Source organism: Nocardia sp. IBHARD005 (assembly GCF_052814245.1).
On sequence record NZ_CP199935.1, the window covers coordinates 4,901,067 to 4,915,213 of the forward strand.

The following is a 14,147-nucleotide window of genomic DNA, read 5'->3' on the forward strand; positions in this document are numbered from 1 at the left end:
GCGAGCTCGGCCAGCCGGTCCACGGACGCCTGGATGGTCATCTCGCTGGGTAGCTCCCCTGCCCCAACGATCCAGGTGCGCCCCGCATTCCAGCGCTGTCCACGGCATATGCGCCGAAGTCGTGACGTACTCTAACGTTGCGGGGTGCTAGGACATTCACATGCGACGAGTGGGGCGCTGGCCTGGGCTGGTACTGCCGCCGCGCTACCACTCACGGTCGCCGCTTTCCCCCTGTTCGACAGCGACACAACGCGATTCGGCATCGCCGAACTCATCATGGGCACGCTGCTCACCGCGGGCGCCGCGCTGCTGCCGGACGCGGATCATCCCAACGGCACCATCTCTCACGTGCTCGGCCCGGTGTCACATCACCTGTGCCGGTTGATCTCCTGGGTGTCGGGTGGACATCGACACGGGACACATTCGCTGCTGTTCGTCGTCGTCGCGGTCGCGGCGACCTGGGCGGGCGAGCACTATCTCGGCCGGCCGTTCACGCTGGGCCTGGTGTTCTTCCTACTCGCGCTGGCGGTGCGGTCGCTGCACCTGTGCCCGCCGGGGAAGAGTGTGCGGACCTACGGGACGGTGATCGTGCTGGCGACGGCGGGGACGTTCGCTGTCGACCACTGGATCGTCGACCAGCCCGTGTGGCTCCCGATCTGCGTGGGGCTGGGCTGCCTGGCCCACCTGCTCGGCGACTGCCTGACTGATCGGGGCTGCCGATTGCTGTGGCCGTTTCCGTTGCGCACCCGGGTGCCGCTGATCGAGCGGACCGGGAATCGGGTCGAGACCTGGGTTATCTCTCCCCTGTTCGTGCTCGGCACGATGGGCGCGCTCTGGTACGCGATCATGCACCGGCCGTGACCACCCGGGACGGCGGGAGCCCCCGCCGTCCCGAGCCCGCCGGCGCAGCCGGTTTTTCCTTAGTCATACTGTCTCAGCCACATCGTTAGATGCGCATATCGCAGTATCACGATGTTATTTGTGGTCTGCCCCAAACCTGACGGCCGGGCATCGTCGCAGGTCTCGAAGCTGCCCCGAACCCAACACCTTTCAGTGCACAGTTGTACTCTCAGGCCTGTGACGGAGCAGCTCCCCCAATCCCAGGCCGAAGTACAGGCGCTGACACGGCTCGCCGGTGACGAGTTCGCCGGCGCGGTCGACGGGATCGCGGCCATCCACCGCGCCATCTCCGATCGGGTGTTCGCGGCGGTGCGATCAGGCGTCGGGCCCGCGGCGGCTCCGGTGAAGATCGTGCACGACGCCATCACCGAGAGCGTGTACGCGGCCGTCAGCGGCACCGGCTTCGTCGTCGGCGAGGTCGCGAGCGCGGTCAAGCTGCCCGGCCTCACCGCACCGTCGCGCACCGTGTGGGGTGCCGGCGTGCTGGCCGCGATCCAGGGGCTGATCGGTGACACACTGGAAGACGAGACGCCGATCCTGGCCTCCCCCATGACCTTTCGCATCGATGGTGTCCCCGTCCAGCCCGAACAGTTCGCCGCCCATATCCCGGTGCCCACGACCCGGCTCGTCGTGCTCCTACACGGACTCGTGGAGACCGAACACGCCTGGCGCCTCGGTAACCGCCCCACCTACGGCGAGCGCCTGGAAAACGATCTCGGCTACACCCCGGTCTACGCCCGCTTCAATTCCGGCCTGCACATCTCCGAGAACGCCGCCCAGCTCAGCGACCTGCTGACCCGCCTGGTCGACAGCTGGCCGATGCCGGTGCACGAGATCTGCCTGATCGGGCACTCGATGGGCGGACTGGTCATGCGCAGCGCGTGCCATCAGGCCGAGGAGACGGGCCAGGCGTGGGTGCGATCGGTGCGACAGGTGGTGTGCCTCGGTTCACCACACCACGGTGCGCCACTCGAACAGTTCGTGCACTTCGCCTCGGCCGCACTCGAACTGCTGCCCGAGACCCGGCCGCTGAGCACACTGCTGCGCAGGCGCAGCGCAGGCATCCGGGACCTGCGGCAGGGGTCGCTGGTCGACGAGGACTGGCGCGACCTCGACGTGGACACCCTGCGCGCGCGAGCGGTCAAGGAAGTGCCGCTGCTGGCCGGTGTCGATCACTACTTCGTCACCACGACCATCACCCACAGCCCGAAGCATCCACTCGGCGTGATCATCGGCGACGGCATGGTTCTCAGCGGAAGCGGGTCGGGGCGCGGGCGGACCAGGCGACTCGATTTCGACGCGGTCAACGGCCTGCACATCCCCGCGGCGAACCACTTCAGCCTGCTCAATCACGACGCTGTCTACGAGGCGCTGCACAGCTGGTTGACGAGCATGCCCCGCCGCCCGCGTCAGGTGGATACGCTGTGGCCATGACTCTCGACCACGGCGACCCGGGCGACGCACCTGCCATTGCGCTGCCGACCGCTCCCCTGGCCAACGAGGCCCGCCCCTCGCCGGCCGAAGAAGCCAGAACGATCGCGGCGGGCACCAATACCGGCACGCTCGCCAGCCTCACCGCCGACGGCGCACCGTGGGCGTCGTTCATCACCTACGGATTGCTCGACGGCGCTCCGGTGCTGAGTGTGTCGCGCCTGGCCGAACACGGCCGCAACCTGGCCGCCGATCCGCGCGCCAGCATCGCGATCGTCACGCCAGATATCCCGGCAGATCCCCTGGCAGGCACCCGGATCACCCTCGCGGGTTTCGTGGAACGGCCGACCGGCGCCGAAGCCGAAGCGGCCCGCGAGGCCCACCTGGCGGCGATCCCGGCGGCCAAGTACTACATCGACTACAGCGACTTCACACTATGGGTACTGCGGATCGAACGGGTCCGCTGGGTCGGCGGCTACGGCCGGATGGATTCGGCTTCGGCCGCCGATTACCTTGCCGCACAGCCGGACCCGATCGTCGCGCACGCCGCGCCCGGCATCGCGCACCTCAACGCCGACCACGCCGAAGCACTGCTGGCGATGGCCCAGCAGCTGGGCGGGTTCCCCGACGCCATCGCCGCCACGTGCGAACGCGCCGACCGCTACGGCCTCGACCTGCGCGTGGAATCCCCACGCGGAGTGGCTCGTACCAGGGTCGGCTACGCCGCGCCGCTGTCGGAGATCAGCCAATTGCGTGCGGCGACGGTCGAATTGGCGCGACGGGCCCGCGCGACGGACTGATCAGGCCTCGTACAGCTCGAGCGGCAGGTCGTCCGGATCGAAGAAGAAGGCCATCTGCTTGCCGGTGTGTTCATCGGTGCGCAGTTCCTCGGTCCGGACACCCCGCGCCCGCAGCTCGCGCAGGGCGGCGGGCACACTCGCGACCGCCAGCGCCAGGTGCCGCAAGCCCGCCGCTTCGGGCCTGCTCGGGCGTGCGGGCGGGTCGGGGAACGAGAACAGTTCGATGCGAACCCCGCCGGGCAGCTCGATGTCGAGCTTCCACGACTCGCGATCGGCCCGGTAGTTCTGCGCGAGGACGGTGCCGCCGAGGGTTTCGGTATAGAAACATTTCGAGCGGGCGTAGTCGGTGGCGATGATCGCGATGTGGTGGATGCCGAGAAATTGCACGGCGGTCAGGTCCACAGGACGGCGACCAGCACGTTCACGATCGCGAGGCCACCGGCGGCGTCGGTCATCCAGTCGATCTGCTTGCCCCGCTTCGCATCACCCCTGCCCATTTCCGCGAACGCGGCCACCGCGACCGAGACAACCAGCTTCACCGCCAGCTTCGTCGTATCCGGGTCCTTGTCGAGCGAGTCGATGCCCGAAGCCATCCCGGCCAGGATCACCCCGGTGATCAACTGCGCCCGAGCACCCCACACCATCAGCTCCGACACCACCGGACGCGCCGCGACATAGCCACCGACCACCGCGGCCATGCCGAGCAGATGGCTGACAACCACCAGGTTGTAGACGAATTCCATGGGTACGAAGCGTAGTTCAGGCGAAAGCGGCCGGTGCGCGAAGGCACCGGCCGGTTCAGACGAACTTTTCCGTGGAGAGGTCAGCCCACCTGCTGGTCCAGCAGGTGCGCGTCCTTCTTGACGCCGAAGGCGGTGATGACTTCCATGACACCGATGATGATCAGGAAGATGCCGACGACCCAGACCAGGGTGGCGAGGGAGGTGATCGGCCAGACGATCAGGATGACCCCGGCCAGCGCGCTGACGATGCCGTAGAAGATCTGCACGCCGCGGCCGGGCACGCCCGGCTCCGAGATCGCGGCGAACAGCACGGCGACGCCGCGGAACAGCCAGCTGATACCGATCCACAGCCCCAGCAGCACAATCGAGGCGAGGTCGTCGCGGAAGCAGAACACACCGATGATCAGCGACAGCACACCACTGATGAAGGACAACACGCGAAAGCTCGTGCTCGGCAGATGGGTGAAGGCGGCGATCAGCTGGAAGATGCCGCTGACAACCATGTAGATACCGAACAGGATGCCCGCCACGAGCAGCGACGGACCGGGCCACACCAGCACGATGATCCCGAGGATCACCGCGAGGAGGCCGGTGACCAGAATTGTTTGCCAGGTCTTCTTGGCAAGAGCCGTGAACGGGCTCCCCAGCACGGTATTTGTCGTCATAACGAGATGTTATGCCTGCTCGCTCCGGTTTTCCGGAAAATAGCTGGGGCTGTCACCGTGTCGCGATCGGGTACGGCCCGGTGCGTGAGCTCCGACGCACGCCGCCACATCGTTGCCCTCGCGAAAGTTTGATCGGCGACAGTCCCGGGTAGATGAAGAATGTGTCGGTTGTACTCGTGCTGCAAGCTCGGGGCCTCGGTGAGCTTCTCGCCGCGGTCCCGGCTCTGCGTGCCCTGCGCCGGGCCGAACCACAGAGCCGGATCGTCCTGGCGGCGCCACAACGGCTGGAGCAGATCGTCGACCTGATCTCCTCGGTCGACGAACTCGTCGCCACCGCTGATCCGGCCGCCTTGATCTGGGATGGTCCCGCGCCCGCATTGGCGGTGAACCTGCACGGCCCCGACGGCGCCGGCGCACGAGCACTGGCTGATACCGGGGCCGCGCGAATCATCGGTCATCGCACGCCCGCCCTGCCCAAGCTCGCCGGTCCGCGCTGGGATCCCGAAGCGCACGTGGTCGACCGGTGGTGCCGGCTGCTCGAGGGCGAGGGCATCGATGCGGATCGGCGCAACCTCGGGCTGGTGCCGCCGGTGGCCTCCATCAGCCGTCGCGATTGCATCGTCGTCCACATCGGTGCGGGCGCGCCCGCGCGCCGGTGGCCGCCGGAGCGGTTCGCCGCGGTGGTGCGTCACCTGCTGGTCCTCGGCCGCGACGTGGTGCTCACCGGCGACCCGTTCGAGCACGATATCGCTCGGCAGGTGGCCGCGCAGGCAGGCTTGCCCGACGACCGGGTCCTCGCGGGTAGGCAGAACCTGACCGATCTCGCGGCGACGGTGGCCGAGGCGGCCCTCGTGATCAGCGGCGATACCGGTGTCGCGCATCTGGCAACGGCGTTCGGCACCCGCACGGTCCTGCTGTTCGGTCCGACGCCGCCGCGCCGGGGCGGCCCGCCCGCACACCTGCTCGGCAGGCATGCGGTGCTGTGGGCCGGACAGGTCGGCGATCCGGACGGCCTGTCGCCCGACCCCGGCTTGCTGCGGATCGGGGTGCCCGAGGTGATCTCGGCGGTCGATATGCAGCTCGACAAGCAGGCATGGGCCGAATCCGGCAGATCGCGCTACCGCCGGGTGGGCTGAGCCGGGTCGGCATCGGCCGCATCCCGCAGCGCGGCGGCATGGGCTGCCAGGGCGCTGGGCCAGTACTTGTCGAGGTAGTCGCGGGCGTCGTTGAGGCCGCGGGGGTCAAGGGAGTAGAGGTGCCTGTTCCCGTCACGGCGCATGCGGACGAGGTGGGCCTCCCGCAGGACGCGCAGGTGCTGAGACGCGGCTGAGCTGGTGATTCCGGTGGCGGCGGCGAGGTCGGCCACCGAGCGGGGACCCTGCGGCAACGATTCGAAGATCGCGCGCCGGGTGGGATCGGATAAAGCCGTAATGGCACGGACTCCGTTAGCGGCCACTGAATCAGTCTCCCCGGGATGCGGAGTTTCGGCAACGATCTTGACCAGGCAAATTTCACCCGGTGAGTCCAAGGATGTCCGCTATTCGTTAGAGTATTGTTATAGATCAACTGGGGTTATAGCGCTTCGTGATCGCGGCCACAGGATTGGCCGCGAAGGTTACGGTTTAGCTACGTTCATAACCATGTTCGTGACCAACCCGTTATCTGCTCGAGTCTCCGACGCCTTCGCAGGTCGTTGGGGAGGCGTGGTCGCGGGTGCGGTGGCTTTGTCCGCACTCGTGGGTACCTCCGTCGCCACTTTCAGTGAGCCCGAGAGCCCTGTCCCCACTACCACGATCGCCGCGGATGCCACCGAGGCCATCAACACCGGCCAGTCGCCGTACCGCTTCACCGCGTACACCCCCGCCGAGGCCAAGGGCGAGACCCCCGCGTCCGCCCCGATCGCGTGGGAGGAGCACCGCGAAGCGGTTGGCCTGGAACTGCCGCCGCTGCCGACGATCGCTCTCCCGCCGCCGCCGCGCCCGCAGACCGTTCGCCCGGTCAACGGCAGGCTCACCTCCTACTACGGCGCCCGCTGGGGCACCGCGCACAACGGCATCGACTTCGGTGACCCGATCGGCGCGCCCATCTTCGCCGTCACCGACGGTACCGTGATCGAGGCCGGTCCGGCGTCGGGCTTCGGCCTGTGGGTTCGCGTCCAGCAGGATGACGGCACCATCGGTGTGTTCGGCCACGTGAACGACATCCTGGTTGAGGTGGGTCAGCACGTCAGCGCCGGCGAGACCATCGCCACCGTCGGTAACCGTGGCAACTCCACCGGCCCCCACCTGCACTACGAGGTGCACGTGCCGGACGGCTCGCTCTACGGCGCCCCGGTCGATCCGCACCCGTGGCTCGCCGCGCGTGGTATCGACGCCGGTATCGCCCAGGACTGATACCTTGCTCATCCACTGATCGCCGCCCGGCGCGCGATCAGAAATTCCCGAAGCCGCGCGACCGCGAGCGTCGAGTCATGGTCTCCCGAGACCAGGCCGACCTCGCGGTCGCGTTCGCCATCGATGGGTATCACCGCCAGGTCGGGGTTCGCGACCTCGGCGGCGGGCAGCAGCGCGACACCCTGCCCGAGCGCGACCAGTGCGCGCAGGGTTTCGAACTCGGTGATCTCGAATACCACTCGCGGTGTGAAACCCACTGCGGCACACCAGGTGTCGAGTAGTGTGCGCAGCTGATAGCTGGGCGGGTTCGCGATGAACGCCTCGTCGGACAGTTCGGCGAGGTCGATACGGGTGCGCCGGGCCAGTGGATGCGCGCGCGAGACGTGCAGGTCGATGCGCTGACGTCCGAGGTCCACCGTCGGCAGGTCGGCCGGTGGCGGGATCATCACCGCGAGGTCGAGCCTGCCGTCGCGCACCTGCTCGGCCAACGCCTCGCCGTGGGCCTGGACCAGGTGCAGCCGGATCCGCGGCGCGCGGGTGTGGAACTGCGCGAGCAGCGAGGGAATGCTGACCGGGCCAAGGGTGAGCGGGAACCCGAAACGCACCAGCCCGCTGTCGGGGTCGGCGTCGGCACGCACCCGGTGCACCGCGTCGTCGAGTGCGCGCACCAGTCCACGCGTGCGTTCATAGAGGTCACGGCCCTGCGGGGTGAGCGCGACTCCGCGCCCCACCGGCTGGAACAAGCTCACTCCGACCAGCTGCTCCATTGTTTTGATGCGGCGACTGAGCGAGGACTGCGGCACGCCGAGTCGCTGGGCGGCCCGGGTGAAGTGACCTTCTTCGGCCGCCGCGTCGAACGCGGACAGCAGCGGAGCCAGCGCCTGCGCCCCCAACTCCGGTGAATCATCCATATCCGGATCATATATTCGGCGATTCCGTGTTGGACGGATCACTACTCCCGGCGTGACGATAGCGGTACACAGCTCACGGGAGGTTCGACAATGCACGACACCACACCCACTCGGCCCGAATCCGGCGGTGGCGAAGACATTCTCGACGCGGTGCTGATCGGCGGCGGCATCATGTCGGCCACGCTCGGGGCGCTGCTGAGCACTCTCGCGCCGGACTGGTCGATCGCGCTGTTCGAGCGACTCGGCGAACCGGCCGCCGAGAGCAGTCATCCGTGGAACAACGCGGGCACGGGGCACTCCGGTCTGTGCGAGCTCAACTACATGCCCGACCCGCGCGACGGCGCCAAGGCGGCGGGAATCGCCGACCAGTTCGCGCTCTCGCGCCGATTCTGGTCCGCACTGGCCCACCGCGGTGAGTTAGAGCCCGCTACCTTCCTCACCCCGACACCGCACGTCACGGCGGTGTTCGGCGAGCGCGATATCGCCTACCTGCGGCAGCGGTACGTGACGCTGCGCGAACAGCCCGCGTTCGCGCAGCTGGAGTACACCGAAGACCGTGCGGTGATCGCCGGCTGGGCACCGCTGCTGGTGCGTGGCCGCGCCGACGGCGAGGCGATGGCGGCCACCCGGCACATCGCGGGCACCGACATCGACTTCGGCGCGCTGACCAGGTCGTTGTTGTCGACGGTGCGCGCGGCGGGCAACGCGGTCCGGATGCATCGCGAAATCACCGGGCTCACGCGCGGCAAGGACGGGCTGTGGACCGTGCGCGGGCGCGACCTCGACAGTGGACGGCGGTTCCAGGTGCGGGCCCGGTTCGTGTTCGTCGGCGCGGGCGGATACGCGTTGCGGCTGTTGCAGCGGGCCGGTCTGCCCGAGGTCCGGGGGTACGGGGTGTTCCCGCTGGGTGCGCAGTTCCTGCGGACCGACAATCCCGAGGTCGTCGCCGAACATCACGCCAAGGTCTACAGCCAGGCCGCGCTGGGCGCACCGCCGATGTCGGTGCCGCATCTGGATCGTCGCGAGGTCGACGGAGCGGGCGCCTTGCTGTTCGGCCCCTACGCCACCTTCAGCACCCGCCTGCTGCGCCACGGCAGACTCACCGATCTGTTCACCACGCTGCGCCCGCACAATATCGTCCCGCTGGTCGCGGCCGGCCTGCGGAATGTCGATCTGGTCCGCTACCTCGTCACCGAACTACTGGCCTCACCCCAGCGCAAGTTCGCCCAGCTCCAACGCTTCTACCCGACCGCCGACCCCGCCGATTGGACCTTGGTCCAGGCCGGGCAGCGCGCCCAGCTGGTGAAACCCGATCGTCGGCACGGCGGAGTACTCGAATTCGGCACCGAACTGATCACGGGCGCCGACGGCAGCATCGCCGGCCTGCTCGGCGCCTCCCCCGGCGCCTCCATCGCACCGTCGATCATGCGCGACCTGCTCGAGCGCTGCTTCCCCGAACGTCGATACGAGTGGGCCCCCTTGCTCGCGGAACTGCTCCCGACTGCCGGATCGACCACCGAGTTCGCCTCGTAAACAACTGCTGGACAAGCGAATCCGCACCCCAGCCGAAGCCGGGGTGCGGACCGCGGTTCACCGTGAGGCTGTCAGGACGGCGCCGATCAGGCGGTGGCTGCGCGCGGTCATCTGGGCGGCCGTCTGATCGGGGTGGCGTAACCACCACAGGACCAGCGAGGTGACCGCGCCCATCCAGACGTCGGTCAGCGCGGACAGGTCGGTGGGATCGGTGAGGTCGACAGCACCGATGGCGTCGGCGACACCGCGGGCGGCTTGGGCGGCGATCCGGCGGCGCGCGGCGCGGACGGCCTCGGCGGCGGGTCCGTCGTCGGGGTGGGAGCGGTCGAAGAGCACGGTCCAGTCGTGCGGGCGCGGTTCCAGCGCGACGAAGATCGCGTCGAGGGTACGTTCGGCCTTGCTGAGACCGCCCGCTCCGGCGATGGCGGATTCGATCGCGCCGAACAGAACAGCCGCCGCCCGGTCCGCGCAGGCGATGTAGAGCCCGTCCTTGGACTGGAAGTAGGTGTACACCAGCGGCTTGGACACACCGGCGCGCTGCGCGACGTCAGCGAGGGAGAGTCCCGCGTAACCCACGCGGCCGATCTCGGCGACGGCGGCGTCGAGGATCTGCTGTTCGCGCTGGGGGCGCGGGACGCCCTTGGTACCGGCTGTGCTCACCCAGTCATCCAACCATTCGCGCCCTCGCCGGTTGACACTCAATTGGCCACTTTGTAATTTACTATTCAGTAAATTAACTGTTCGTCCCCGCCGCTCGACTCGACAGGAGACCCGGTGTTCGCCGAAGTCGCACAATCGATGCTGCTCAACCCGCCCGCACTCCCCGGCCTGCTCGCGCGATTGGTCCGCGCCGAGCGGCAGGAGATCGCGGGGAAGACCGTGGTGCTGACCGGAGCCTCGTCGGGCGTCGGTAAAGCCGCGGCGCATGCTCTCGGCCGGGAAGGCGCGCGGGTGGTTCTCGTCGCCAGGAGTGCCGAGCCGCTGGCCTTGGTGCGCGACGCGGTCCGTGCCGAAGGCGGCGATGCCGAGATGATCACCTGCGACCTCGCCGACGCCGAGCAGAACGACGCGCTGGCCAAAGCCCTGCTAGCACAGTTCGGGACCGTCGACGTGCTGGTGAACAACGCGGGCCGTTCGATCCGCCGCGGCGCCGCCGACACCACCGACCGGTTCCACGATTACGAGCGCACCATGGCGCTGAACTACTTCGGGGCGACGCGGCTCACGATGGGGCTACTGCCGTCGATGCTCGACGCGGGCGCCGGGCACATCGTCAATGTCGCGACGTGGGGTGTCGCCGCCGGGTCGATGCCACTGTTCACCGCCTATCACGCGTCGAAGGCGGCGCTCGGCGCGTTCGGACGCAGTCTCGGCGCGGAGACCAGGCGCCGCGGCGTGCACGTCACCACGATCGGCTATCCGCTGGTGCGTACGGAGATGATCGCGCCCACCGGCAAATACGCCCACGCGGCGGCACTGTCGGCCGAGGAGGCCGCCGACTGGATCACCACCGCGATCCGGACCCGCCCGGTCGAGCTGTACCCGACCTACACCCGCGTTCTGCAGGCACTCGCGCTCGTCTCACCCCGGGCGGTCGATGCCGCCATCTGGCGCATGGGAATCTGAGACAACCCCTAGAACTCGGGTAGGCCGCACCCGTACCCGGGTATCGGAGCCGAACCGTTCCGCAGCGGGACGTGGTGTGGCGCACCGGATTTCTACCTTCGGTTCATGGCGACGATCGACCTCACCCACACGCTGTCCCGCATCCGTTTCCACACCGCGCGCGATGGCACCGACCGCGCGCGATGGCACGGCCCGCTGCTGGTGAACTCCGCGCTCATGGCCGCGCTGGTCGCGGTGTCGATTATCGGGATGGCGGTGAACGACCGGCTACTGCTCGGCGAGTCGGTGTGGCTCGAGCCGGCCAAGTTCGGCCTCGCCTTCGCCCTTTACGGCGTGACCCTGGCGTGGATTCTGCGGCTGCCGCATCGCGGGCGCCGTGCCACCTGGTGGCTGGGCACGGTCTTCGCGATCACCGGGGTTGTCGATGTGGGGTTCATCGCGGTGCAAGCGGCACGCGGGACGTTCAGCCATTTCAACGACTCCACCGACCCGGTCAACGAGATCGGGCAGCAGGTGTTCGCCTCCGGTGTGCCCGGGTTGTTCCTCGCCAATCTTGTCCTGGCGGTGATCATTTCCTGGCAGAAACTGGCCGACCGGCCCACCCGGATCGCGTTGAAGGCGGGACTGTGGCTGGCAGTGACCGGGATGGCGCTCGGGTACCTGATGGGATTCACCGGGCCGCAGCTCGTCCGCCAGGCCGACGGCACCGTGGTGGGGCTGGTAGCAGGGCACACGGTACGGCCCGGCGATTCAGCACGTGACAGTGCCGCGGGCATGCCGATCACCCACTGGAGCACCATCGGCGGCGATTTGCGCATCCCACACTTCGTCGGCTTGCACGGCATCCAGGTCCTGCTGCTGCTGGCCGTCGCCTTGGTCGCCCTCGCGCCGCGTTACCCCTGGTTGCGCACCGAAACGACCCGCGCCGCCCTGCTCGTGGTCGCCGTCCTCGGCTATTTCGGTTTGCTCACGCTCGTGGCCTGGCAGGCCCTGCGCGGTCAGGCCCTCACCAGCCCCGACCTCGCGACCGCCGGTGCCGCCACGGCCCTTGTGCTCTTCGTCGCAGGGGGCGTCACGGCCGTGTACCTGCGTGCCCGAGAGGCGTTGTCGACCTAGCGCCGGTGTCGCCCACCCATGCCGAGACCCCGTGTGCCCACCGACTTACCGTGGGAAACACGGGGTTTCGCGTATTCAGCGAAGCCGTTCAGCTTCCTGAGCCAACTGCACCAGCGTCGCGCTCAACTCCGCCAACTCCGCCGGGGAGGCCCCCTCCCCCACCGCCGTCGCCACATCCTCGGCCGCACACCGCGCCGCGAACCACCGATCGGCGAGATCGGCGGCCTCCTGCGCCGTCAGCACCACCGCGTCTTCGGGGATCCCGGTCCCCTTGAGACTGCTGCGGTGCTCATAGGCACGTTGGCGACACGACTGGCGGCAATAACGGCGACGCCGACCCGACTCCGAATCCACGATCTCCCGCCCGCACCACAGGCAGGACAGCAGGCGACTGCGCGACATGATCGGAAACCCTATCGGCCCGCGACGCGATTCGCCGGTTCAGGTCTCGCTCAGCGGGCACCCACTCGATACCCGGGGGCACCACTGGTGCGAATTCGGGGGTCGCTCGGCCGATGTGGCCCTGCGACTACAATGGAACAGTTCAGACTTCCCGTGCGTTGAGGTAGTACTACGACCCGTTCTCGGCGCGCCTCCGCCGATGGACTGACCGAAGGGCGCGACGAAGGAGTGCCCGTAGGGAGGGAAGAGGTGGAGTTCAGCGCCGAGAACCGCGGCACCAGCCGCCAAAATTACAGGAGCACACATGGCAGATCGCGTACTCCGGGGCAGCCGGCTCGGAGCGGTGAGCTACGAGACCGATCGCGACCACGACCTGGCCCCCCGCCGGATCGCCCGCTACCGCACCGACAACGGTGAGGAGTTCGACGTCCCGTTCGCCGACGACGCGGAGATCCCGCCCACCTGGTTGTGCCGCAACGGCCAAGAAGGTCAGCTCATGGAGGGCACCTCCGTGGAGACCAAGAAGGTCAAGCCGCCGCGCACCCACTGGGACATGCTGCTGGAACGTCGCAGCAAGGAGGAGCTCGAGGAGCTGCTCAAGGAGCGCCTCGACCTCCTGAAGACCCGCCGCCGCGGGTAGAAGTTCGAACGCACGACGCCGAAGGCCGCCTACCCGATTCGGGAAGGCGGCCTTCGGCGTTCTCGGCGCGCCTCCGCCGATGGACTGACCGGAGGGTGCGACGAAGGAGTGCCCGTAGGGAGGGAAGAGGTGGAGTTCAGCGCCGAGAACCGCGGCGCCAGCCGCCAAAAATTCAGTGACTGGCGACCTTGCGGTACTGCAGTAGTGCCGCGGGCATCGCGATGGCGAGGATGACCAGCGAACAGATGATCGCGTAGAGGATGCAGTTCTCCGCGGCCCAGCCCGTCGCTGGGACGAAGCTCGGAGGTGAGTCGTTCTCGAAGAGCTTGCGGCCCGCCGCCGAGACCGCGGTGATCGGGTTCCATTCGGCGATGGCGCGCAGCGGTCCCGGCAGTGTTTCGGCGGAGATGAACGCCGAGGAGATGAACGTCAGCGGGAACAGCCAGATCAGGCCCGCGCTCTGTGCCACTTCCACCGTCGGGGAGACCAGACCGGTCAGGGCGCCGACCCATGACATGGCGAACGCGAACAGCAAGATGATGGAGAAGGCGGTCACCGCGTCGCCGACGCTGCCGTGGATGCGCCAACCGACGACGTACCCGCAGATCGACATCACGCCCAGGCTCACGATATTGACGACCAGGTCCGACAGGGTGCGACCCATCAGGACCGCCAGCCGCGACATCGGCAGCGTCCGCATCCGGTCGATGATGCCCTTCTGCAGGTCACCGGCCAGCCCGACGGTGGTGAACGCGGCATTGAACGCCACGGTCTGGGTGAAGATGCCCGCCAGCAGGAATTCCCGGTACTGGTCGCCACCGAGCGAGGCACCGAAGATGTAGGCGAACAGGAACACGAACATCAGCGGCTGGATGGTGGCGGTGACCAGCAGCGTCGGCACCCGCAGGATGGTGAGCAGGTTGCGATAGGCGACGATCGCGCTGTCACGCACGAACCGGGCCCGTGGTTCGGTCTCCTCGGAGCCGG

Annotated in this window: 17 protein-coding genes; 9 read left to right on the forward strand and 8 right to left on the reverse strand. The window is 68.2% G+C overall.

The window, feature by feature from the left end; translation table 11 throughout:
* Nucleotides 1-144: 144 nt before the first annotated feature.
* The 3 genes from ACTWPB_RS23140 (at nucleotide 145) to ACTWPB_RS23150 (ending at nucleotide 3,131) form a co-directional block, all read left to right on the forward strand.
* Nucleotides 145-861, forward strand: coding sequence for a metal-dependent hydrolase (locus ACTWPB_RS23140; RefSeq protein WP_446222656.1), 717 nt, complete (start codon nucleotides 145-147; stop codon nucleotides 859-861).
* A gap of 216 nt (nucleotides 862-1,077) precedes the next feature.
* Complete coding sequence (locus tag ACTWPB_RS23145; protein ID WP_446222657.1) at nucleotides 1,078-2,334, forward strand: lipase family alpha/beta hydrolase; 1,257 nt, start codon at nucleotides 1,078-1,080, stop codon at nucleotides 2,332-2,334.
* Nucleotides 2,331-3,131 carry a HugZ family pyridoxamine 5'-phosphate oxidase gene (locus ACTWPB_RS23150; protein WP_446222658.1) on the forward strand — a complete coding sequence of 267 codons (801 nt, stop codon included), beginning with the start codon at nucleotides 2,331-2,333 and terminating at the stop codon, nucleotides 3,129-3,131. Before ACTWPB_RS23145 ends, ACTWPB_RS23150 begins: the two co-directional genes overlap by 4 nt.
* Here the strand turns inward: ACTWPB_RS23150 and gloA2 are convergent, their stop codons facing one another.
* From gloA2 to ACTWPB_RS23165, 3 genes are all read right to left on the reverse strand, one after another.
* Nucleotides 3,132-3,533: an SMU1112c/YaeR family gloxylase I-like metalloprotein gene (gene gloA2, locus ACTWPB_RS23155; RefSeq protein WP_446222659.1), complete on the reverse strand. Its 402-nt coding sequence runs from the start codon at nucleotides 3,531-3,533 to the stop codon at nucleotides 3,132-3,134.
* The gene (locus ACTWPB_RS23160) at nucleotides 3,524-3,874 is read right to left on the reverse strand and encodes a hypothetical protein (RefSeq protein ID WP_446222660.1); all 351 of its coding nucleotides are present in this window, start codon (nucleotides 3,872-3,874) and stop codon (nucleotides 3,524-3,526) included. The genes gloA2 and ACTWPB_RS23160 overlap by 10 nt, the downstream gene beginning before the upstream one ends.
* Before the next feature lie 80 nt (nucleotides 3,875-3,954).
* Nucleotides 3,955-4,539 (reverse strand): HdeD family acid-resistance protein, encoded by a 585-nt coding sequence (locus ACTWPB_RS23165; protein ID WP_446222661.1) that lies wholly within the window; start codon nucleotides 4,537-4,539, stop codon nucleotides 3,955-3,957.
* A 161-nt stretch (nucleotides 4,540-4,700) separates the two neighbouring features.
* On the opposite strand from ACTWPB_RS23165, the gene ACTWPB_RS23170 reads away from it, so the two are divergent.
* Nucleotides 4,701-5,675 carry a glycosyltransferase family 9 protein gene (locus ACTWPB_RS23170; protein ID WP_446226449.1) on the forward strand — a complete coding sequence of 325 codons (975 nt, stop codon included), beginning with the start codon at nucleotides 4,701-4,703 and terminating at the stop codon, nucleotides 5,673-5,675.
* Here the strand turns inward: ACTWPB_RS23170 and ACTWPB_RS23175 are convergent.
* The gene (locus ACTWPB_RS23175) at nucleotides 5,657-5,995 is read right to left on the reverse strand and encodes an ArsR/SmtB family transcription factor (protein WP_378951800.1); all 339 of its coding nucleotides are present in this window, start codon (nucleotides 5,993-5,995) and stop codon (nucleotides 5,657-5,659) included. The two genes, ACTWPB_RS23170 and ACTWPB_RS23175, sit on opposite strands and share 19 nt — an antisense overlap.
* Before the next feature lie 184 nt (nucleotides 5,996-6,179).
* On the opposite strand from ACTWPB_RS23175, the gene ACTWPB_RS23180 reads away from it, so the two are divergent.
* Nucleotides 6,180-6,932 (forward strand): M23 family metallopeptidase, encoded by a 753-nt coding sequence (locus tag ACTWPB_RS23180; RefSeq protein WP_446222662.1) that lies wholly within the window; start codon nucleotides 6,180-6,182, stop codon nucleotides 6,930-6,932.
* Nucleotides 6,933-6,940: 8 nt separating this feature from the next.
* On the opposite strand, the gene ACTWPB_RS23185 is transcribed toward ACTWPB_RS23180, so the two are convergent.
* Nucleotides 6,941-7,843: a LysR family transcriptional regulator gene (locus ACTWPB_RS23185; protein WP_446222663.1), complete on the reverse strand. Its 903-nt coding sequence runs from the start codon at nucleotides 7,841-7,843 to the stop codon at nucleotides 6,941-6,943.
* A 90-nt stretch (nucleotides 7,844-7,933) separates the two neighbouring features.
* Here ACTWPB_RS23185 and mqo point away from each other — a divergent pair, with 90 nt between their 5' ends.
* Complete coding sequence (mqo, locus tag ACTWPB_RS23190; protein WP_446222664.1) at nucleotides 7,934-9,376, forward strand: malate dehydrogenase (quinone); 1,443 nt, start codon at nucleotides 7,934-7,936, stop codon at nucleotides 9,374-9,376.
* 57 nt (nucleotides 9,377-9,433) lie between these two features.
* On the opposite strand, the gene ACTWPB_RS23195 is transcribed toward mqo, so the two are convergent.
* The gene (locus tag ACTWPB_RS23195) at nucleotides 9,434-10,036 is read right to left on the reverse strand and encodes a TetR/AcrR family transcriptional regulator (protein WP_446222665.1); all 603 of its coding nucleotides are present in this window, start codon (nucleotides 10,034-10,036) and stop codon (nucleotides 9,434-9,436) included.
* A gap of 138 nt (nucleotides 10,037-10,174) precedes the next feature.
* Between ACTWPB_RS23195 and ACTWPB_RS23200 the strand changes: the two genes are divergently transcribed.
* Both ACTWPB_RS23200 and ACTWPB_RS23205 read left to right on the forward strand, forming a co-directional pair.
* The gene (locus ACTWPB_RS23200) at nucleotides 10,175-11,002 is read left to right on the forward strand and encodes an SDR family oxidoreductase (RefSeq protein ID WP_446226450.1); all 828 of its coding nucleotides are present in this window, start codon (nucleotides 10,175-10,177) and stop codon (nucleotides 11,000-11,002) included.
* A 105-nt stretch (nucleotides 11,003-11,107) separates the two neighbouring features.
* On the forward strand, nucleotides 11,108-12,118 hold the full coding sequence (locus tag ACTWPB_RS23205; protein WP_446222666.1) for a hypothetical protein: 1,011 nt from the start codon (nucleotides 11,108-11,110) through the stop codon (nucleotides 12,116-12,118).
* A gap of 75 nt (nucleotides 12,119-12,193) precedes the next feature.
* Here the strand turns inward: ACTWPB_RS23205 and ACTWPB_RS23210 are convergent, their stop codons facing one another.
* Nucleotides 12,194-12,520: a hypothetical protein gene (locus ACTWPB_RS23210; RefSeq protein ID WP_446222667.1), complete on the reverse strand. Its 327-nt coding sequence runs from the start codon at nucleotides 12,518-12,520 to the stop codon at nucleotides 12,194-12,196.
* 304 nt (nucleotides 12,521-12,824) lie between these two features.
* On the opposite strand from ACTWPB_RS23210, the gene ACTWPB_RS23215 reads away from it, so the two are divergent.
* A complete protein-coding gene (locus ACTWPB_RS23215) occupies nucleotides 12,825-13,160 on the forward strand; it encodes an RNA polymerase-binding protein RbpA (protein WP_067453486.1) in 336 nt (111 codons plus the stop codon).
* Between the two features lie 172 nt (nucleotides 13,161-13,332).
* Here the strand turns inward: ACTWPB_RS23215 and ACTWPB_RS23220 are convergent, their stop codons facing one another.
* A complete protein-coding gene (locus ACTWPB_RS23220) occupies nucleotides 13,333-14,112 on the reverse strand; it encodes an ABC transporter permease (protein WP_446226451.1) in 780 nt (259 codons plus the stop codon).
* Between the last annotated feature and the right edge of the window lie 35 nt (nucleotides 14,113-14,147).

Bases quoted from the DNA above. Each gene is read 5' to 3' on its own strand.
- ACTWPB_RS23150 (WP_446222658.1), top strand. From the start codon at position 2,331: ATGACTCTCGACCACGGCGACCCGGGCGACGCACCTGCCATTGCGCTG.
- ACTWPB_RS23160 (WP_446222660.1), bottom strand. From the start codon at position 3,874: ATGGAATTCGTCTACAACCTGGTGGTTGTCAGCCATCTGCTCGGCATG.
- ACTWPB_RS23165 (WP_446222661.1), bottom strand. From the start codon at position 4,539: ATGACGACAAATACCGTGCTGGGGAGCCCGTTCACGGCTCTTGCCAAG.
- ACTWPB_RS23180 (WP_446222662.1), top strand. From the start codon at position 6,180: ATGTTCGTGACCAACCCGTTATCTGCTCGAGTCTCCGACGCCTTCGCA.
- ACTWPB_RS23185 (WP_446222663.1), bottom strand. From the start codon at position 7,843: ATGGATGATTCACCGGAGTTGGGGGCGCAGGCGCTGGCTCCGCTGCTG.
- mqo (WP_446222664.1), top strand. From the start codon at position 7,934: ATGCACGACACCACACCCACTCGGCCCGAATCCGGCGGTGGCGAAGAC.
- ACTWPB_RS23200 (WP_446226450.1), top strand. From the start codon at position 10,175: ATGCTGCTCAACCCGCCCGCACTCCCCGGCCTGCTCGCGCGATTGGTC.
- ACTWPB_RS23205 (WP_446222666.1), top strand. From the start codon at position 11,108: ATGGCGACGATCGACCTCACCCACACGCTGTCCCGCATCCGTTTCCAC.
- ACTWPB_RS23210 (WP_446222667.1), bottom strand. From the start codon at position 12,520: ATGTCGCGCAGTCGCCTGCTGTCCTGCCTGTGGTGCGGGCGGGAGATC.
- ACTWPB_RS23215 (WP_067453486.1), top strand. From the start codon at position 12,825: ATGGCAGATCGCGTACTCCGGGGCAGCCGGCTCGGAGCGGTGAGCTAC.